This window comes from Dyadobacter soli, from assembly GCF_900101885.1.
Classification (GTDB): Bacteria; Bacteroidota; Bacteroidia; order Cytophagales; family Spirosomataceae; genus Dyadobacter; species Dyadobacter soli.
Genome location: NZ_FNAN01000003.1, coordinates 328,003 through 348,754, shown reverse-complemented (window position 1 = coordinate 348,754; position 20,752 = coordinate 328,003). Strand labels below are relative to the sequence as shown.

19 protein-coding genes are annotated in these 20,752 nt (G+C 50.3%); 14 read left to right on the top strand and 5 right to left on the bottom strand.

The window, feature by feature from the left end:
• Positions 1-54 precede the first annotated feature (54 nt).
• Positions 55-342, bottom strand: coding sequence for a hypothetical protein (locus BLQ88_RS36370; protein ID WP_143016796.1), 288 nt, complete (start codon positions 340-342; stop codon positions 55-57).
• Positions 343-631: 289 nt separating this feature from the next.
• On the opposite strand from BLQ88_RS36370, the gene BLQ88_RS05775 reads away from it, so the two are divergent.
• The 14 genes from BLQ88_RS05775 to BLQ88_RS05710 all read left to right on the top strand — a co-directional run bounded on the left by BLQ88_RS05775 (position 632) and on the right by BLQ88_RS05710 (position 19,149).
• Entirely contained in the window at positions 632-1,369 is a 738-nt protein-coding gene (locus BLQ88_RS05775; RefSeq protein WP_090147547.1) for a carbohydrate-binding family 9-like protein, read from the top strand.
• 29 nt (positions 1,370-1,398) lie between these two features.
• Positions 1,399-2,502 carry a lactonase family protein gene (locus BLQ88_RS05770; protein ID WP_229212596.1) on the top strand — a complete coding sequence of 368 codons (1,104 nt, stop codon included), beginning with the start codon at positions 1,399-1,401 and terminating at the stop codon, positions 2,500-2,502.
• A gap of 298 nt (positions 2,503-2,800) precedes the next feature.
• Complete coding sequence (locus BLQ88_RS05765) at positions 2,801-3,343, top strand: RNA polymerase sigma factor (protein ID WP_090147546.1); 543 nt, start codon at positions 2,801-2,803, stop codon at positions 3,341-3,343.
• Between the two features lie 69 nt (positions 3,344-3,412).
• Positions 3,413-4,447, top strand: a complete 1,035-nt coding sequence (locus BLQ88_RS05760; protein ID WP_090147544.1) for a FecR family protein — start codon at positions 3,413-3,415, stop codon at positions 4,445-4,447.
• Between the two features lie 149 nt (positions 4,448-4,596).
• A complete protein-coding gene (locus BLQ88_RS05755) occupies positions 4,597-8,025 on the top strand; it encodes a SusC/RagA family TonB-linked outer membrane protein (RefSeq protein ID WP_090147542.1) in 3,429 nt (1,142 codons plus the stop codon).
• A 27-nt stretch (positions 8,026-8,052) separates the two neighbouring features.
• Positions 8,053-9,630, top strand: a complete 1,578-nt coding sequence (locus tag BLQ88_RS05750) for a SusD/RagB family nutrient-binding outer membrane lipoprotein (RefSeq protein ID WP_090147541.1) — start codon at positions 8,053-8,055, stop codon at positions 9,628-9,630.
• A gap of 248 nt (positions 9,631-9,878) precedes the next feature.
• Positions 9,879-11,099 carry an aminotransferase class V-fold PLP-dependent enzyme gene (locus BLQ88_RS05745; RefSeq protein WP_090147539.1) on the top strand — a complete coding sequence of 407 codons (1,221 nt, stop codon included), beginning with the start codon at positions 9,879-9,881 and terminating at the stop codon, positions 11,097-11,099.
• A gap of 53 nt (positions 11,100-11,152) precedes the next feature.
• Positions 11,153-12,406 carry an amidohydrolase/deacetylase family metallohydrolase gene (locus tag BLQ88_RS05740; RefSeq protein WP_090147538.1) on the top strand — a complete coding sequence of 418 codons (1,254 nt, stop codon included), beginning with the start codon at positions 11,153-11,155 and terminating at the stop codon, positions 12,404-12,406.
• Between the two features lie 103 nt (positions 12,407-12,509).
• Entirely contained in the window at positions 12,510-14,243 is a 1,734-nt protein-coding gene (locus BLQ88_RS05735) for a PQQ-dependent sugar dehydrogenase (RefSeq protein ID WP_090147536.1), read from the top strand.
• A gap of 123 nt (positions 14,244-14,366) precedes the next feature.
• Complete coding sequence (locus BLQ88_RS05730) at positions 14,367-14,798, top strand: c-type cytochrome (RefSeq protein ID WP_090147535.1); 432 nt, start codon at positions 14,367-14,369, stop codon at positions 14,796-14,798.
• Positions 14,799-14,878: 80 nt separating this feature from the next.
• Positions 14,879-16,360, top strand: coding sequence for a PQQ-dependent sugar dehydrogenase (locus tag BLQ88_RS05725; protein ID WP_090147533.1), 1,482 nt, complete (start codon positions 14,879-14,881; stop codon positions 16,358-16,360).
• A gap of 38 nt (positions 16,361-16,398) precedes the next feature.
• A complete protein-coding gene (locus BLQ88_RS05720) occupies positions 16,399-16,866 on the top strand; it encodes a RidA family protein (protein WP_090147532.1) in 468 nt (155 codons plus the stop codon).
• A gap of 283 nt (positions 16,867-17,149) precedes the next feature.
• The gene (locus BLQ88_RS05715; RefSeq protein ID WP_090147530.1) at positions 17,150-17,761 is read left to right on the top strand and encodes an RNA polymerase sigma factor; all 612 of its coding nucleotides are present in this window, start codon (positions 17,150-17,152) and stop codon (positions 17,759-17,761) included.
• Between the two features lie 122 nt (positions 17,762-17,883).
• On the top strand, positions 17,884-19,149 hold the full coding sequence (locus BLQ88_RS05710) for an acyltransferase family protein (RefSeq protein WP_090147529.1): 1,266 nt from the start codon (positions 17,884-17,886) through the stop codon (positions 19,147-19,149).
• Between the two features lie 17 nt (positions 19,150-19,166).
• Here the strand turns inward: BLQ88_RS05710 and BLQ88_RS05705 are convergent, their stop codons facing one another.
• Genes BLQ88_RS05705 through BLQ88_RS05690 form a run of 4 tightly spaced genes read right to left on the bottom strand, consistent with a single transcriptional unit; the run spans position 19,167 to position 20,496 of the window.
• Positions 19,167-19,358 (bottom strand): type II toxin-antitoxin system HicA family toxin, encoded by a 192-nt coding sequence (locus BLQ88_RS05705; RefSeq protein WP_229212595.1) that lies wholly within the window; start codon positions 19,356-19,358, stop codon positions 19,167-19,169.
• Positions 19,358-19,582: a type II toxin-antitoxin system HicB family antitoxin gene (locus tag BLQ88_RS36670; RefSeq protein ID WP_090147527.1), complete on the bottom strand. Its 225-nt coding sequence runs from the start codon at positions 19,580-19,582 to the stop codon at positions 19,358-19,360. Before BLQ88_RS36670 ends, BLQ88_RS05705 begins: the two co-directional genes overlap by 1 nt.
• A gap of 58 nt (positions 19,583-19,640) precedes the next feature.
• A complete protein-coding gene (locus BLQ88_RS36995; RefSeq protein WP_090147526.1) occupies positions 19,641-20,021 on the bottom strand; it encodes a hypothetical protein in 381 nt (126 codons plus the stop codon).
• The gene (locus BLQ88_RS05690; protein WP_218132892.1) at positions 20,011-20,496 is read right to left on the bottom strand and encodes an ImmA/IrrE family metallo-endopeptidase; all 486 of its coding nucleotides are present in this window, start codon (positions 20,494-20,496) and stop codon (positions 20,011-20,013) included. Before BLQ88_RS05690 ends, BLQ88_RS36995 begins: the two co-directional genes overlap by 11 nt.
• Positions 20,497-20,752: the final 256 nt, after the last annotated feature.

Here is a 20,752-nt window from a genome sequence, read left to right as displayed (position 1 = left end):
ATAAAAAAGCCCCTGGAAATGATCCAGAGGCAGGTATTAATTTTTACACGATTATTAGAAATCGTCGTCGTCATCGTCGAAAGTTTCGAGCCTCCTAAGCAACTCGTCGCCATCTTCGATCACTATTTCACGATCGTCTATATCTTCATCAAACTCGTCGATGACTTTTTCATCGTCGGTTTCCTCATCTAAATCCTCATCTTCTTCGTCATCATCCTCGCGAGGACCTTGCGCTACCGGACGGGTTTTTTTCGTGCTCCCTTGGTAGTCAGGGAAAACAGCTGGTTCTAAAATCGCCTCGCTGATGTCAGCAAAGGCCAGTTCTCCACTTTCGCGTATCATGACAATGTTCTGTTAAATGGTTTCAATTTTCAAACGTACGACCTAAATTATTAAAATATTCCACTACGGTATCTTCTTTCCTGTCGAAAGATTTCATCAATAATTGACACTACAAAAATAATGATTTGGTAAAATGTAAAAACCTCTTGAAATTGCCAGAGAGAAAAAAAATCATCGCCTGTTGCACCGGAATGCCTGCATCGCCGGATAATGAGCAGCACATCTGACTGCAAATGAACACACTTGGCAATACCTGAACCAGTTTCCTAATCCTAACCCTTTTTATTGAATGTTGAAAAAATTTGTTCTCATGGGACTGCTTGCGTGCGGCCTCATGTACCGGGGACACGCCGCCGAGGCCATTCCCGACTCCTCGCTTACGGTCAAAAAAACGACCGACTTCAAGGTGAACGGCGAAGGCACCGCTTCCAATTGGTCGGCTGCGCAATGGTTCAACCTCACAGTCCAGAAAGGCCCCAACCAGCCCGCGCCCGGCAAACAGCACCCTACCCGCGTCAAAATCCTCTATTCCGAAAAGGGCATGTACTTCCTCTTTGATTGCGCCGACCAGAAACTCACTTCGACCATTATGGAAGACTTCGGCGCGTTGTTTAAGGAAGATGTGGTAGAAGTATTTCTCTGGCCCGATACTTCCGTACCCATTTACCTGGAATACGAAGTTTCGCCCTTGAATTACGAGCTGGCGATCCTCGTACCGAACATCAAAGGCCGCGCACAAGGCTGGAAACCATGGCATTACAACGAACGCAACCGTGTGCAGCACGAAACCAGCGCCCAAGGCGGACAGAAGAAAAGTATGGCGGCCGTCGAAGGCTGGAAAGCCGAATTTTTCATTCCCTTCGCATTAATGAACCCCATTGCCAACGCGGCGCCTAAGCCTGGGGACAAATGGCGCGGCAACTTCTACCGCATCGACTACGACAGCGAAACAGCCTACTATTCCTGGCAAAAAACCGGTGGCAGCTTTCACGAATTCCAGAAATTCGGAACCTTAATTTTTGAATAACAATCTGTTACAATTCTCAAATACTTATTATGAAACGAACCATTCTTTCATTCATCCTTTTATTGTCGGCTATGACGGCTTTTGCACAGAAACCCAAAAAGGAAATACTCTACCTCGGCACCTACACACAAAAGGGCGAGGGCATCTATGTGTATGAATTCGACCGCAGCGACTTCTCTTTCAAGGAATTACAGGTAGTGACCAGCAAAACCAGCCCCTCATTCCTCGAATTTCATCCCAATAAAAAGTATTTGTATGCTGCTAACGAGGGCAATAGCACAGTTTCAGCCTACGCGATAGACCAGGCCTCGGGCAAGCTCACGGCATTAAACACCCAGCCCTCACAGGGCCGTGGACCGTGCCATGTGAGCGTTGATCCAAAGGGCCGTTTCATTTATTTATCGAACTATGGAAGTGGTGATCTGGCCGTATACAAGCTGAACCAGGACGGCAGCATAGGCGTATTGGCGGATACCATTCAGGACAAAGGCCGCCCCGACCAGAAGCCGCATATGCATTCCATTATTCCTTCCGAGGACGGCAAATACATTTACGCTTCCGACCTGGGCATTGATAAGATCATGGTGTACGCCGTTGATCCACAGACCGGTAAACTAACTCCGGGTTCCGTTCCTTACGCAGAAGTAAAAGCCGGCGACGGCCCGCGCCATTTCGCCATTCACCCGAACGGGAACTTCGGCTACTCCGCCTGCGAGCTCGCTTCGGTGGTGAATTCTTTCAAGATCGTGAAAGGAAGCGGCGCATTGGTGCCATTCGAGCGCGTTACCATGCTGCCTGCGGATTTTACGGGTAAAAGCTTCGCGGCGGATATCCATTTTTCGCCGGACGGCAAGTTTCTCTATGCTTCCAACCGCGGCCATGAAAGCCTCGCTATTTACGCGGTGGATGCCAAAACCGGTAAACTGACCGTCGCAGGTCATGCGGATACGCACGGCAAGCATCCGCGCAACTTCCTCATCGACGCGAAGGGCGAGTTTGCGATCGTGACCAACCGGGATAACGACAATGCGGTGTTCTTCAAGCGCGACGCCGCAACGGGCCAATTGACTTATACCGGGAAAGAGATCAGTGCTCCTACCCCCGTATGCGTGAAGCAGTTGTTCCTGAACTAATTACTACCCACTGTTACATCTGGTGGAAATAAGTGCCGATGGCTGAAAAAACAATATGGAAGAATATTTTCAGCGATTTGCGCTTATTTCCATCAACTTTTCTAATTTTAGAATTCTGAATGCTATTATTCGTTATTATTTAAGATAGACCAAAGAAAATATTACTATTTTAAGTTCTGACACAAAAATCAACTTGTACAGATTCTAAATAAGTAATATTGGCCGATCACTCCGGGCGCTCGATAAGATCATTGCATAAAGTTTTGGAATTACCTGATACCCAATTTAGCCACAGTTTATGATGAACGGCCAGGATGATTTGCTTCTTATTTCCCTGATCAAGCAGGGAGATAACCGGGCGCTGGATTGCCTCTTCCGGAAATACTACTACGCACTTTGCCGTTTTGCCACTTACCTCAACAACCGCACAGACCTCGCCGAGGAGATCGTAGCCGATGTTTTTTTCAGGATCTGGGAAAAACGCGACAGCCTTACGGTCGAAAAGAACGTGCGATCGTACCTCTTCACCGCCACGCGGCATACCTGCATCAATTACATGAAGCAGGAAAAACACATCATGGAGGAGCTCAGTGACGATATTATCGAAGAAACGCCCGGCCCGGACGACGAACTGATGTACCACGAGCTCGAAAACCGCATTACCGACCTCATCAATTACCTCCCGCAAAAAAGAAAGGCGATCTTCCAGCTCAACCGCTTCGAAGGATTTACCTACAACGAAATCGCCGAAATCCTCTCCCTTTCCACCAAAACAGTAGAAAATCAAATGGGTAAGGCCATTAAACAGCTGAAACTTCTGCAAAAAACTTATCAGATTTAAAAAAAATTCTGGGGGAATGGGGGGAATGCCCATTTTTATTTGTCCTAACATTAGAAAGCTCTGAATTTGATGTCCGATCACACACCATGGCCCCTTATCGCCAAGTATCTCGCTGGCGAATGCAGCCCGGAGGAAAAACTGGCTATGGAATGGTGGCTTGAAGAATATGATAACCTGCTGTTGTTCCGGCAGATAGAAGCAGCGTGGAAGCAGGAAAAGGAACCGGAAAACGATCCGGCATTCAGCCTGGAAACCGGACTGTCGAGGCTGCACGCGAAAATAGCGGAGCAGGAAGAAGCATCCGAAGAAGATACGTTCGCCAAACCGAAATACATTAAAATAAGCTCCTGGCTGGCCGCAGCAAGCATTTTACTGGCCACAGGGCTGGGTTATTTTCTGGTCAACAGGCAACACGACGGCCATCACGCCACACGCACAGCGATGGAAACCCGGACCAGCGGCTCCAAAGAAGTAGTGAGCATCGAACTGTCCGACGGGACGCAGGTTTGGCTCAACAAAAACAGTAAGATCGAGTACCCGAAAGTGTTCGACGGCAACGAAAGACAGGTTTACCTGCAAGGAGAAGCGTTTTTTGAGGTAGTACCGAATCCCGAAAAGCCGTTTATCGTTAAAAGCGACCGGATTTCGACACGGGTTTTGGGGACGTCGTTCGATGTAAAAGCCTATCATGGGGACGAGACTGCATCGGTGTCGGTTGCGACCGGAAAAGTGGAGGTTAGCAAAGAGATCGGGGAAGGCGAGCCGGTCCGGATCACGCAACTGACGCCCGAGCAGGAACTCGTGATTAATACAGAAAAAGACGAAACGTATATAAATATCGTTAGCGTCGCAAACATTGCACCATGGCATCTGGGCCAGCTTGTTTTCAGGGATAATACTTACGACGAAGTGATGCAGGCATTACAGGAGCGCTTCGGCAAAAAGGTTGTATTCAAAAGCAGTATTGGCAAATGCCGTGTCATGGCCAGTTTCAATTCCAATGCATCATTAAATGATGTGCTAAAATTGCTGAGTATGTCCAATTCCTTTGATTATGTGATCGGTAAAGACGTTGTTACCGTCACGGGAGGCACCTGCCATTAGGCATCCCGCTCCATCCTTTTTCTCATACATCCCCGACCGAGTCCTTGCAGCCATACGCGGCGAGGTGGTTTGACTATGAATTATTATGAAGTTTTTGAATAATAATTAAATCCCTCAAATCCATTTAACCTCAACCTACTCAAAACAGTATGCGAAAAAAGTTACCCGACACCCACCCGAAAACAGGAACGGCGCTTAGGCAAAGCGTGGCGCTGGTCCTGGCATGTGTGATGTCCGCACAGCCCCTGCTCGCGGCACGCACGAACGCGACCAACCCAAAGGCGGCGCGATCGGCATCGGCTGCAAAGAAATCAATTCAGGGCATCGAGGAAGTGAAAATCTCGCTCGACCTGAAAGAAGTGACGCTTCAAAGCGCATTCATCGCGATTGAGAAAAAGAGTGATTTCAAATTCATTACGAGCATCGAGCGCATCGACAAGAAAAGGAAAATATCCATCCATGCCGAGAAAAAACCGGTGAAGGAAGTACTGGAAACGATCCTGAACGGCACCGGACTGGGTTTCACGCAGGTGGATAACAACATCGTGATCAGCAACAAGCTGGAAAGGGCAACGGGACTGACGGCACAGCCTGCGGCAGCGGTGAATGTAGCGAAAGAAGTGAAGGGAACTGTAAAGGACAATGCAGGCGCGGGAATCCCCGGCACGAATATCCTGGTGAAAGGTACCAACCAGGGTACCACTACCGGCGCCGACGGGGCTTATTCGATCAACGTACCTGACGACAATGCCGTACTGGTGTTTTCATCGATTGGCTATGTGTCACAGGAAATTTCGGTCGGCGACAAAACGGCCATTGATGTGACGCTCGTAGAAGATGTGAAACAACTCGGTGAAGTCGTGGTAACTGCGTTGGGTATCGAGCGTAATGCGAAAACACTCACCTACGCCACCCAGCAGATCGACGGCAAAAAGCTCACCGATGTGCGCGATGCGAACTTCGTGAATACCCTTTCCGGTAAAGTAGCTGGTGCGGTGATCACGCAGGGCTCGTCGGGACCAGGTTCGGCGACGCGTGTCGTACTTAGGGGTAACCGTTCCATCGCCGGTAATAACAATGCATTGTTCGTTGTGGACGGCGTGCCTATCGACAACACCGCGCGCGGCCAGGTTAACAACGATTTCGGGGGTATCAACGGCTCCGATGGTGCTGCGAATATTAACCCGGACGACATCGAGTCGATGAACATCCTGAAAGGTGCTGCGGCTTCGGCATTGTACGGCAGCCGTGCAGCCAACGGGGTTATTATGATTACCACTAAAAAAGGAAAAGCAGGCAAGGTAACGGCCGACATCAACTCCGGTGTAGTAGTGGAAACGCCATTCCTGCTTCCTAAACTGCAAAATACATACGGACAGGGAAGCGGCGGCACGGAAAGCACCAATTCCAGCCAGAGCTGGGGCCCGGCCATGACCACTTTCCCGGACAATGTCAAGGATTTCTACCGCAATGCGATCTCGACCAACAACTCGATCGGCGTTTCAGCAGGCTCGGAGAAGATCCAGACCTATTTGTCGTATACCAACAATGCTAACCAGGGTATCCTGCCGAACAACAAACTCATGCGGCATACCTTCAACCTCCGCCTGAACACCCAGATTACCAAGCGCCTTTCGGCCGATGCCAAAATCACCTATATCAACTCCGACATCCAGAACAAACCGCGTTCGGGTGAAGAAAGCTCTGTGACCATGAACTTGTACAAAATCCCCCGCAGTGTGGATTTGAACCAATATAAAAACTTTGAAGATGCCGCTGGGAAGCCTACTTACTGGGCCAGCTCGGGTATTTACATGAACCCTTACTGGACCATTAACCGCACTTTCGAATCGGAGAAACGCAACCGGGTGATTTCCCTGGGTTCGGTTAAATATGAACTGACCGACTGGCTGAACGTACAGGGCCGCATCAGCTACGACTGGTACTCCGACCGTGTAAACCGTGGTTTTTACAACAATACATTGCTTTTCGCGGGATCGGGTGGCTCTTATGCCGACTGGACGGCCGAAACGACCGAGCGCAACATGGACGTGATTGTTTCGGGTAACAATAATCTGAGCAAAGACCTGCATTTGACCTATAACTTCGGTGCCGGCCAGACTTACCAGAAATACTCGCAGGTAGGCGGAACAACTACCGGTCTTACGGTTCCGAACTTCTTCGATTTGTCGTTCGCTGCTGCATTGACCCAGCTCACTGCATTCAGCCAGAAAGAGCTGCAATATGTATTCGGAACGGCATCATTATCGTACCGTGACTTCATTACCATCGACGGTTCGGTCCGCAACGACTGGTCTTCAACATTGCCTAAGCCCTATTCCTATGCCTATTTCTCGTTCGGCGGTAATGTGATCCTCACGGAAGCATTCAAATTGCCGGAGGTGATCAGCTTCGCGAAATTGCGCGGATCGTGGGCGCAGGTAGGTAACGACACTGATCCTTACCGGTTGCTGCAAACCTATACGTTTACGCAAGGCGGCAACGGCGGTGGCTATATCAACCGCAATACGACACGCCCGGCAGAAAACCTGAAACCGGAGATTTCTTCGTCAACAGAATTAGGTCTTGATCTGCGTTTGTTCTCAGGAAAACTCGGATTGGATTTCACCTACTACAATACCAACACCGTGAACCAGTTGCTTACATTGCCGCAAGCAACGCCTACCGGTTTCCAGAACCAGTTTATCAATGCGGGGAAGATCAATAACAAAGGCTTCGAGGTTTCTTTGACCACCTCTCCATTGAAAGGTAAAGCATTGACCTGGGACGCGACGCTTAATTTCGCCCGCAACGTGAACAAAATCGTGGAACTTCACGAAACCATCAAGACGGCCACATTGGGCGGAAATACCCGTACAACCACGGCCATCGTCCGTGAAGGCGGCTCATACGGCGACTTGCAGGCATTCGGCTGGAAAAAAGATGCAAACGGCAGCTATGTCGTGAATGCAAAAGGGCTCCCTGTTGCAACCGCATTCGACAACATCGTGGGTAACTTCAATCCTAAATTCACCATAGGCCTGAACAACTCGTTCTCGTACAAAAACTTCGTCCTGAGCTTCCTGGTGGATGGCCGCGTAGGTGGTGTAATGACCTCCGGAACCGATGGTAACCTCGCTTACGACGGAACCGCAGATTACACCGAAGCACACCGTCAGGGCGGCTGGGTATTGCCTGCTGTTACCGAAACCGGCGAGCAGAACAATGTAGCGATCGACGCGCAAACCTTTTGGCAGACCGTTTCACAAGGCCGCTATACCTGGGGTGAGTTCTTTACCTACTCTACCACGAACTTCCGTTTGAGAGAAGCGACTTTGGGTTACAACATCCCTACCCCTCCGGGACTATTCATCAAATCGCTGCGCCTCTCGCTTACTGCCCGCAACCTGTTCTTCATCTACCGCGGTTATGCTAAAATGGATATTCCGGGACTTGCCAAACGTAAACTGCCATTCGATCCGGACGTAAACCTGGGCGCAGGCAACTTCCAGGGATCGGAATACGGCGCCCTTCCTTCAACACGTACTGTTGGTTTGAATTTGAAAGTTGGATTCTAATTAAACAGACCCTTAAAATATTGTCATATGAAATTAGCATTGAATAAATATATCAGAGCAACCACATTAAGCGTCCTCACCGGCTCAGCGCTGGTAGTGGCCGGCTGTACCGGTGATTTCGATGAACTGAATACCAGTCAGACAGCGCTCACCGCGATTACCGATGCGGAATTGCCCTACGTGTTCTCACGTGCACAGCAGCAGTCGTCGTACGCAGCGGGAACCTACCAAACCGCCCAGAACCTGTTCGCCGATTTGTACGCGCAATATTTCGCGACTACTACGCCGAACTTTCAGTCGGACCGCTACTTCATGCACCCGACCTGGATCGACAGCCACTGGAACCCGGTTTACACCCAGGTAGTCCCGCAGCTGCAAATCCTGTTTGAAAAACTTGACAAATCGACACCGCAGTACGCGTTGGCAAACATCTGGTGGGTATTTTCCTTCCACCGGATAACCGATTACTACGGCCCGATCCCCTACTCGGAAGCCGGAAAGCTCACGACGCCGATCAAATACGACTCACAGGAAGAGATTTATAATGATTTCTTTAAACGACTTGCCGACGCCACCGCATTGCTCAAAGGCAAAACCACCGACAAGCCATATGGTACCTACGACATCATTTATGGTGGTGATGTAAACAAATGGATCAAATTCGCGAACACGCTTCGTCTGCGCCTGGCCCTTCGCATTTCGAAAGTTAATCCTGCGAAAGCGAAAACGGAAGCCGAAGCGGCGATCGCCGGCGGTTTGCTCACCGATGTTGCAGACAACGCCTACATGTCAAAAAGCCTCTTAGGCGGCGATAACAACGGCCTTGCCACGATTTCGGGATGGGGCGAGTTCCGGATGAGTGCTGCGATGGAGTCGGTACTAAAAGGTTACGAAGACCCGCGCATCGGCATTTACTTTCAGCCTGCGTTCCTCACCAAATCCTACGAGGGATTGCGCAACGGCCTCGGCCCTACGGAGCTGGCCGTGGCCGCCAACAGCAACGACAATAACTCCAACATCGGCGAGCGCTGGATCCGCAACACGGGCGGTGGATCGGCCTGGGATCGCCAGCTGGCTGTTAAACAAGACGTAATGCATACCGCCGAAGCGTATTTCCTTCTCGCCGAGGCTGCGTTGAATGGCTGGAATGCAGGTACCGGAACCGCACAATCGTTTTATGAAAAAGGTATCCAGGCCTCGATGGAAGGCTGGGGCATTACCGGCGCGGCGGTTAATACCTACATTAACAGTACAAAAACACCAGTTGCACCCGGCGACCAGCAACAATCGGCCGCGCTTACCAACATCCCGGTGAAATGGGGTGCAACCGAGGCGATCCAACGGGAGCAGATTGCTACGCAGAAATGGCTGGCGGTGTACCCCGACGGTATCGAGGCGTGGGCAGAATTCCGTCGCACGAGACTGCCTAAACTCTACCCGGTTGTGAACTCGGTGAACACCGACGTTCCTACCACGGCGGTTGTGCGGAGAATCCCGTTCCTGTTGCAGGAAAAGCAAAACAATGGCGAAGCAGTGGACGCGGCCGTCAAATTACTCGGCGGCCCCGACAATGCAGCTACGGCACTTTGGTGGGATAAGAACTAGTTAATTCTGATGGACGAAGAAGTGCCCTCCGACCCCATGTCCCCGGAGGGCACTCTCCAAAATCACTCAATCGGAATAAAAAGGCTTCGAAACAGGTATTCGCCAAAGTTTATTTTTTAAATTTTTAATTATTAAAAAAATAATCTTACAAAACAGAGTAGTGAGGCCCATAAAAAGCATCTTTTCTCTGCATACTGTCTAAACCGTTTTGTAAAGCCTTTAACCAATCTATTCAGTCCTTAACCATTATGATAAACCGTAGAGATTTAATTAAGCATCTGTCCACATTTCCCCTCCTGGGCGGTTTTTTGGGCAATGGCACCGCGGACGCGGCTGGCCTGCTGGCCAAAGCTCCGGCGCGCAACCTCGCCAAAGAACTGGGCATCCGTACTTTTATTAATGCAGCGGGTACCTACACCATGATGACAGGCTCCCTCATGCAGGACGATGTGGTGGCGACGATCCAGGGCGCGGCGAAGGAGTTCATGATGCTCGATGAAGTCCAGACCAAGGTTGGCGAGAAAATCGCCGCCATTACCCATGCCGAATCGGCGGTAGTGACTGCCGGTTGTTTCTCCGCGCTCACGCTGGGTCTCGCGGGCGTGCTCACGGGAATGGACCAGAAAAAAGTGGAGGCATTGCCGCACCTGGAAGGTACCGGCATGAAGTCAGAAGTGATCATTCAGAAAGGTCATAACATCGGCTATTCGCATGCATTGACCAACACCGGCTGTAAAATCGTGCAGGTTGAAACGGTGGAAGAGTTACAAAAAGCTATTAATGAGAAGACCGCATTAATGTGGTTCCTGCATATCCAGTCCGACAAAGGACAGATCAAACATGAGCAATGGATTGAAATTGCGAAGAAAAATGGGATTCCCACAATGATCGACATGGCTGCCGATGTGCCGCCGGTTGAAAACCTCTGGCGTTTCAACGACCTGGGCTTCGACCTCGTGTGTGTATCGGGCGGGAAAGCGATGCGCGGGCCCCAAAGCGCGGGTATCCTGATGGGTAAAAAGCAGTATATCGATGCTGCACGTCTCAGCATGCCGCCACGTGGCTCGACGATCGGCCGCGGTATGAAGGTGAATAAAGAAGAGATCCTCGGCATGTACGTCGCGCTGGACAATTTCGTGAAGATGGACCACAAAAAAGAGTGGAAAACCTGGGAAAACCGCGTGGCGACCATCGAGAATGCAGTAAAAAGCGTGAAGGGTGTGATGACGGAAGTCACTGTCCCTGAACTGGGTAACCATACCCCCACATTGAAAGTGTCGTGGGATGCCGCGAAGATCAGCCTGCCTGTCAAAACATTGCAGGAAGCGCTTCGCAAAGGCAACCCGTCAATTGAAGTAATGCCGGCCGAAAACCATTCGCTGACCATTACAACCTGGATGCTCAAACCGGGCGAGGAGAAAATCGTGGCATCCAGACTGAAAGAAGAACTGTCAAAAGCAGTTGTTTAAATATGTACAGTACCATTTAACATTCCTAAACCCCAACCTTTTCAAGAAGTACAATGCAACACAGGTCCATCCTTTTCACATTTCTGGCATGTCTGCTCGGCGTGGCTTCCCATGCCCAGACGTACAGCATTCTGATCAAAGGCGGCACGGTGATCGACCCGAAGAACAATATCAATCAGGTGATGGATGTCGGTATTTTCGAAGGGAAGATCAAAAAAGTGGCGAAGGATATCGATCCGAAGGAGGCTCGCCAGGTGGTGGATGCCAAAGGGATGTATGTCACACCCGGATTGATCGATATTCATGGACACGTGTTTTTTGGTACCGAGCCAAACCATTACCTCAGTAATGGTTTGGTGGCGGTCCCACCCGACGGCTTCACCTTCCGCGTAGGCGTGACGACGATCGTCGACGCGGGCGGTGCAGGCTGGGATTCGTTTTCAGAGTTTAAAAACAATGTGATTTTCAATTCCAAAACCCGCGTACTCTCGTTTCTGAACATTGTAGGACAAGGCATGCGCGGCGGAAACTGGGAACAGGACACCGCCGATATGGACCCGACACTGGCCGCAGGCGTCGCGATCAAAAACCGCAATGATGTGGTGGGTTTCAAGGTAGCGCATTTCCAGGGAAAGGACTGGAAACCGGTCGATAATGCGGTGAAAGCCGGAAAACTGGCCAACATGCCGGTTATGGTCGATTTCGGAGGCAGCACACCACCCCTTCCGCTCGAAGAGTTGTTCATGAAACACCTTCGCCCGGGCGACATATACACACACGCGTACACGTTGCTCGAAGGCAACATCAGAGAAACCATCGTGGATGAAGCCACGCAGAAAGTAAAACCGTTCGCGATAGCGGCACGCAAAAGAGGCATTGTATTCGACGTGGGCTACGGCGGCGCAAGCTTCAATTACTCGCAGGCGATCCCGGCCATGAAAGCTGGTTTTTACCCCAATACCATCAGCACCGACCTTCACACCGGCAGCATGAACGGCTCGATGAAGGACATGCTGAGCATTATGTCGAAATTCTATAATATGGGTATGGACCTGCCGGCAATCATCAAAGCCAGCACCTGGGAACCGGCCAAAGTAATCCACCGCGAGCAGCTCGGCCACATTACCGAAGGCGCTATCGCCGACGTGGCTGTGTTTTCAATGCGGCAGGGAAATTTCGGTTTCTACGACAAAACCGGCTATAAAGTAACAGGCAAAGAAAAGCTGGAATGCGAGCTCACCGTCATGGGCGGAAAAATAGTTTATGATTTGAACGGCATTACGGCGCCGATATATTTGACGAAATAAAGTGGTCGGCGGTCGGCCGGCGGCGGTCAAACGGACCACAGACCACCGACCACCGACCGCTGACCGCCGACACATAATCACCTGAACCCCTCTTAATTGACCTATGTTAAAAAAACGCTTAAAATGGTCTGCTTCCCTCCTTGTGCTTCTGGCATTGGGCTTTACGCAGCATTCTGACCGGGACTTGCCGGTTGTTAATACCAAAAATGGCGGCCTGTTTTTGCCGGATGGATTCGAGGCTACGGTGGTGGTAGACAGTCTTCCCGGCCGTGCGCGGCACATTGCGGTGAATGACAATGGCGATATTTATGTGAAAGCGCGGTTTGCCGACAAGGGCGAATCCGTTATCGCATTGCGCGATACGAACAAGGACGGTCGTGCGGACATTATCAAGCGTTTCGGTGGTGCAGCGAAAGAACGTGCCTACGGTACGGCCATGCGCATTTACAAAGGCTATCTCTATTTCAGCTCCGAGCTGGTCGTTTATCGCTACAAACTCACTCCCGGCCAGCTGGTACCGGAAAGCCCGGAAGAGGTGATACTGACCGACGATCACCCGCACGGCATGCACGAGCACATTGCGAAGCCCATCACATTTGATGATAAGGGTTTTATGTACGTCCCGTTCGGGGCCAATTCCAACTGCTGCCAGGAGCAAAACCGTACGCCTGGCTCGAAAGGGATGATGCCGTGCCCTATCCTGGAAGACCATGGCGGTATCTGGAAATTCGATGCGAACAAGACCGGTCAGTTGCAAAAAGACGGTACCAAGTTTGCGACGGGCTTGCGAAGCGTGGTCGCGTTGGACTGGAATTTCCAGGATAACAACCTGTACGCGGTACAACACGGCCGCGACGATCTGCTGCGCCTCTGGCCTCAGCTTTACAACGGCTGGCAAAGCGCATTGCTGCCTTCGGAAGAGTTTTTGAGGGTTAAAGAAGGTACCCACGCGGGCTGGCCCTATTGCTATTGGGATCAAATGCAGTCGAAAAAAGTACTGAATCCTGAATATGGTGGTGATGGTAAAATTGTGGGTGAATGCGATCAGTACGAAAAGCCACTAATCGGTTTTCCCGGCCACTGGGCGCCTAATGATATTCTTTTTTACCAGGGCGCTCAGTTTCCGGAGCATTACAAAAACGGCTCATTCATCGCATTCCACGGCTCCACCAACCGCGCTCCGTATCCGCAATCGAGCTATTTTATTGGTTTTGTGCCCTTTAAAAACGGCCAGGTAGCCGGAGAATACGAGATTTTTGCGGACGGTTTCGCCGGCCTCGACCCTATCGTAAACGTAAGCGATGCGGTATACCGCCCGATGGGTATCGCAATGGGCCCTGATGGCTCCATTTACATTGCCGAAACCGAGAAAGGCAAGATCTGGAAAGTGACTTATAAGGGTAACAAGAAGAAATTTGCGAAGCCTGCGCTCGCCAAAATGGAGGAGCGCAAGTCCATGACGCACATTCGCACGCCCGACTTCGTGAACGATAACCTTGACAAAGACAAGCCCGTAGCCGGTGGAAAAGTGTACAGCGTGTATTGCACGGCCTGCCACCAGCGCAATGGCATGGGCGATTCGCAGCGCTTCCCGCCATTGGGTGGTGCCGAATGGGTTACCGGCGACAAAGAGCGGCTGATCAAGGTATTGTTGAATGGCCTGGAAGGGCCCATCGAGGTGATAGGCCAGGCCTATAACAATGTAATGCCGCAGCACAGCTTTTTGAAGGACGAGGAAATCTCCGAGGTACTGACCCACATCCGGAGCAATTTCGGAAACAGCGCAAGCCCGATCACGACGGAGGAGGTGGCCAAAGTGCGGGCGTCGCTCAAATAACAGGATATTACGCCATTCATCTTCCAACCCCGTTTAAGCGGATATTACTCTCCGGCAATTGAGTGTTCCTAAGGGGTTGGAGGAAGAATGGCAAAGTAACTAATTCACCATTTCTGTATATTCATGTTGAAAAACAATATCATAGCCGCAAGCTTCATCATTCTTTCCGGGATCGGCCTCGCTGGGTTTTCTTCCGAAAAGAATACTTTCACACACAATTCCCAGGACTCGTGGAAGGCTCCCGCCTGGGCGGATACGCTGAAAAGCCCTTTTCACGAGGAGCCGCTCACCCTCGCACAGGGCGAAGAGCTGTTTACATTGTATTGCTCTTCCTGCCACGGCGAAAGCGGTTACGGCGACGGCGCCGCAGGTGGGGCATTAGGACAAAAACCAGCCAATTTCCACGATACGCTGGTAAAAGCCCAAAGCGACGGCTCGCTGTTCTGGAAAATGTCGAACGGACGTGGCAATATGCCTCCGTTTCAGGATGTGTTCACCGCCGAGCAGCGCTGGCAGCTCGTGGCGTACATCCGGCATTTGGGCAAAACGGAGTAAATTGACGGCTGACGGCCGACCGCCGACGGCTGACCGCTGACCGCCGATTGAAAGAATTACCTAAACCCCATAAAAACACTATGTTACATTACGGCCGCATTATCAAGTCCGGATTCGCGTCGGCGCTCGCCCTGGGCCTGACGTTTCCTATTTTCGGACAACAACGGGACGTCTCCACGTCTGTCCCAAAAGCACTTCGCGACGACATCACCATTGAGGAGTACATGAAAGTGGAACCGGAAGCGGTCCGCCTTATCCAGCACCCTGTCACCGGTGAAATGTACTACACGACATTTTTCGGGGACGTGGTTAAAATCGTCATCGAGGATGGCAAGCCCGTGAGCAAAAAGCTGCTATCCGTCGAAGACCACGGCATCCCGCGCTTGCAAGGCGCTGCATTTCACGGCAATACCCTCTTCCTGGCCGGAAATGTGAGCGTTAACAACAATAAAGGCAACAAGGGCAGGATGGTCCGCTACGAAATGACAAAGGGAGCGGACAAACCTGAAATGACGGTCGTTTTCAATACTGTTGAATACGGCGCCAACAAAACCACCTTCGACCATGGCTGGAATGCATTGGAAATCAGCCCGGACGGTAAATACATTTACGTCAACACCGGCGCCCGCACCGACCACGGCGAGGTGCAGGACAACGGCGGCGAATACCCCAATGCCCGCGATAATGCGCTTACCGCGAACATCTTCCGCTTCCCGATCAACTCCAAAGACCTGTTGCTTTCAACAGACCTCGCCAAGCTGAAAGCCGACGGCTACATTTTCGCAGAAGGCATCCGTAATGCCTACGACATGGCCTTCGATGCAAAGGGCAACTTGTTCGCTGTTTCCAATTCCGGCGACTACGACCACCCCGAGGACATGTTCTGGGTACGCAAGGGCCATCACTATGGCTTTCCCTGGGTAATGGGCGGCATCGAAAACCCGCAGCAGTTTCCTGATTTCAACCCCGATCCCGAGAAAGACCCATTCCTGAGCAAGTTTGCATTCGCATTCCTCATGAAATACTTCCACAACGATCCCGACTTCCCGAAACGGCCGGCCGGAGTGACATTCTCGCCCTCGGTACAGAACCTGGGCCCCGACGCCAACGAGTACCGCGACCGTAAAACCGGTGTCGTTATGGACGGCGACACCACCGGCGTTACCGTGGGCACATTCAATGCGCACTCTTCCCCGCTGGGCATCTTCTTCGATACACACAATGCATTGGGCAAAGACCTCACCGGTGACGGCTTCGTGATCCGTTACACCGGCGGTCCGCGTAATGGTGTCGTCAATCCAAACCCATTGCGCAGGTATGGCAAGGACCTGCTGCACATGGAAATGACGTACGACAAGAAAACCGACAATTACAAAACCAAAACAACCAGTATCATTAACAACTTCACCGCCCCCACCGATGCATTACTTATCGGTAACACATTGTATATCATCGAATACGGCGGCAAGCAAGGTGGTAACAAAGCCGGTGGCAGCATGTGGAAAATCACATTGCCTGCCAACGACAAGCTGGCCAAAAAAGCCAAAAAGAAAAACTCGTAATTACATCTCGTTCTACATATAACTTTAATTAATCTGTTATGAAATCTGAAAGAAGATCTCTTATCAAAAAACTTTTTGCCTCCGTTGCAGGCATCGCCGGTATCGGCGTTGCGTCCAAAGCCAATGCAGGGGTAGCAGCAGCCGCACCTCAAAAAGAAGTGGGCGACGTGGAAATGTATCAGGACGTTCCCCTTTTCTCTGGCCATACCAAGTATAACAACCTTGTTTTCGTAGCAGGTAAAGGTGCCCACTTCGACGGCGACATCACCGCGCATACCAAACACGTGCTCGACGAGCTGGAAAAAGAGTTGATCAAAGCAGGTTCTTCGATGGAAAAAGTGCTTAAATGCTCCGTGTTCCTCCACGACCTGAACGACTACAAAGCCATGAACGAAGCCTACAAAGGCCGTTTCGGCAGCAAACCCCCATGCCGCACCACCGTAGCCGTTTACGGCGGCGTCCCAGGCGATTCACTCGTCGAAATCGATTGTATTGCTTATGTCTGATTCATAGGAGGAATGGAGGAAGGAGAAAAGGGAGGAAAATGTACCCCAACTTCTCCATCCTCCCCTTCTTCCATCCTCCATTCCTCCCCTTCCTCCATCCTCCGTTCCTCCCTTCTTCCCTTTCTTCCATCCTACCCTTCCTCCCTTCCTCCCCTCTCCCGAACTTTTATTTCGACATACCTACATTACTCAACATTAAATTCGCTCACTAAAAATAAAGTCGGACTTATATTTCAGATTATCGTTATTAAACAGTTAATTTGTTTAACTGACCCGACAAGAATTGAACAAGAAGCAACGCATAGCCGAAGAGAATGAAGTTCTTTTAAATCTCTGGCATCAAAGCCAGGCCGGGGACAGTCTGGCATTTTGCCAGCTTGCCGATAAGCAATACCGCACCTTGTTCAACTACGCCTGCAACTTTACCACCGACAGGGAATTCATCAAAGACGCGATCCAGGATCTGATGATCCACATCTGGGAAAGGCGCCAGAACATTCAAATCCAGTTTGTTGCCATTTACTTCCTTCGTGCATTGCGCAACCAGCTCATGCAGGAGTTTCGTCGCAGCAACGGCTCCCACCCGCTTCTGGATATTGATGAGGCCGGCCAGGTTTCCGATTATCAGACGGTAGAAACCGAGATCGAACGGAACGAGTTACTGAGTGAAAATCAGGTCAAAGTACGCTGCGCCATCGACGAACTGCCCCGCCGTCAGAAGGAGGCCGTTTTTCTGAAATATTTCGAAGGCATGGACAACGAGCAAATAGCCGACCTTATGCAGGTAAACCGGCAGTCGGTAGCCAACCTGCTTTTCAAAGCCATTACCGCACTGAAACAGCACATTCATCCGATCAGCAACCTGTTGTTACTTTGCTTCGCACTGCAATTTTAAGCTGCGCTGTTCCGGAGCCCGTCATTCCCAGTTCAAAATCTCCATCCATTCGTCTTTAAAATTACAACCTCGTGCAACCGGGAGTTCATTTCATGCATCTTTTCGGTACTTAATTTGTAACCATGCCGCAAGTACCAAGCCGAACTCTTTGGATAGATTATCTCCGTTCTTTCTTAACCGTCCTGGTGGTTGCCCACCATTCCTCTCTGGCTTACACCACTTTCGCGCGTTTTGACAAAGTGGCTTACATTCGGTCCACGCATCCGATTGTCGACAACCGCTGCTGGATCGGCCTCGACATCTTTGAAAATTTCAACGACGTATTTTTCATGTCGCTGATGTTCCTCATCGCAGGTCTTTTTGTGATCAAAAGCATTCAGCGAAAAGGCCCCGGCGCATTTGTCCGTGACAGATTTTACCGGCTCTTCATTCCCTTCCTCATCGGAGGCACTATCCTTAACCTCATTGCCCACTATCCCGCATACCTGATCGCACACGGAAGCGCCCACTTGCCTGCGTATATAAAGGATTTCTTCGTCGTGGAGCAATGGCCGGTTGGGCCGCCCTGGTTCATATGGGTCCTGTTTACATTCAATGTCATATTCGCATTGATTTATGCCGTCTTTGCGAAAAAAGTCTCCACACCCGCCGGGTTGCCTTCACCCGCATATGCATCACCCATCAAATCAGCCGAAGAAATGGCCTCCCCCGCATATGCGGCGGCAGATGCAAATCTACACCCTCACGCACGACGGCCAAGCGGACCATCCCGCACAATCCTGCTTTGGTTTGGCTTCACGTTCATGCTCTACGTCCCCTTCGCATTCTGGCTAGGTCCCGGCAAATGGACGGGCTTTGGCCCATTCGATTTCCAGGTCAGCCGTGCCGCCTGGTATTTCGGATACTTCCTGCTCGGTATCTGGCTGGGCAAAGTACATTTTAACGAGGGCATCTTCGCCATTTCCGCTCCCCTCGTCAGGCGGTGGCCACTTTGGCTGCTAATGTGCGCTGGTGCATATACGTCACTTACAATTACACCACCATTGCTCACCGACCTCGTAAAACAAGGCAGCTTATCCGAGTTCGCTGGCTATCTGCTTTACTTCTCGAACTATGTTTTGTCAGCTACATTCAGCTGCATTGCTTTCATGACCACCTTTCGCGCATTGTTCAAAAAACCACATGCGGTATGGGATTCCCTTTCGGAAAATGCTTACTTAATTTATCTCCTGCACTATCCATTCGTCATCTGGACGCAGTATCTGTTACTTGGTGCCCAACTTCCCGCATTCGCCAAGTTCGTGATTACATTTTCCGCTACACTACTAGGCAGCTGGCTGATAGCCATTCCATTGAGAAAAATCGACCCGGTCAGAAAGTATATTTAAATCGAATTATAGACAGCTCAAATTTTTTCAACGCCGAGCTGTCTACAAATAACCTCGCACAAAGACCGATCCATCCTCTGATGTCTGGGAACGGTAGTTCGGCGGTTATTTTGCGTGTTAGCATACAAATCGTGTTTTGACCCATGCCTGTGAAGGACACATCCATGTCTTTCAAGGTGCTTTAATAATTCATTCCGCTTGATCGACATCAGGCAAATTCCAATTCCTGGGTCAACACGACATTTTGCAAATCAATTAGTGGAATGTTGTTTTCAAGTATCACATCAGAATCCTGAAAGTAAAGTTCAAGGGCATCTTGAATGTTTTCCATCACCTCCTCCACATTTTCTCCCTGCGTTATCACACCCGGCACCTCCTGCACCTGGCCGATCAGCATTTCGTCTCCCCGACTTATGATGACAGTCAATTTCATGTCTTAAAAATCTAACGTGCGATTACATATCAAATATACTAAAACGCTTTCCGTATTACTATTTCCTACTTCCAACAGCCCCTCTCCCAAACAAATACCCCAGCGCAGTACCGGCAAATGCAAGCGACTTCGAACCCGATTCCGACCAAAAGTGTGCTTCGACTGGTTTACAATATGCCGCAAAAAGACACGTCGCGAAGATTGATACTCCGGAGAAAACAGCTATCAGTGCAACAAAGGTTTGGGTGTTACGCCCGTCACCGAAGAACTTACCTAAAAAGCCCAGCTCCGTTGTCCGCATCTCCTTTGCGTGCCGGTTTTGCTCCCGTGTCATTTCAAGCTCTGCCTGGTGGGCAGCGAGCTGGATGTCTGTAAATCGAGTGCCTGTTTGGTCTTTTTTGAGGATCCCTTTCTTTGCCTGAACCTTACTAGGCTCCATATTCAAAAGAAATACGGTTCTTAATAACCGGTACAGACACGGCGAAAAGCCCGGACAGCTGCGTCGTAGTGGCTATCTCCCAATACTTATCGAGCATAAACCTAGGAACGAGAAGATTGGCAGCGAATGTATTCGCTTCCGCTTCCTTTGCGTCATTCGCACCCATATCATCGCGCATTAGCACTTTGTAATCAGGAGATTTAGCCCACTCCGCATGCAAAATCCGATGCCCTAGCTCGTGAGCGATCGTAAAGGTCTGCCGTAAAGGATATTCATCCATATTCACAAATATGGTATCCTCTTCAAAATCATAAAACCCCGAGATATTGTTGAGCTTCTTCTCAAACTCGACAAACGAGACCTTCACGCCTAGGTGCTGCGCGATCTCCATCGGGTTCACTGGCGGCTTCTCCAATCCAAACTGCTGCAACAGGCGAATAGCCTCGCCTTTCGCCCTTCGATAGTCCGGTGCCATGTTGTATTTCATATCGGTTCCTCAGACAAGTTAACTAATAATTTTCAAGTAGTGTCTTCGATTCGTTACATAAAAATACAACTTGATATTCAAGACATCAAACATAAGATACCCTAAAAATCAACAAATGAACTATCGGTAGATTTTCTCGGACGAACGGCTCATCCACCGCATTTTATTCGCCTTTTGAAAATTTCTCGAAAATTAATTTCCAAAAGGAGAGTATTGACCCAATGTTCTCGCATCCTTATTAAAA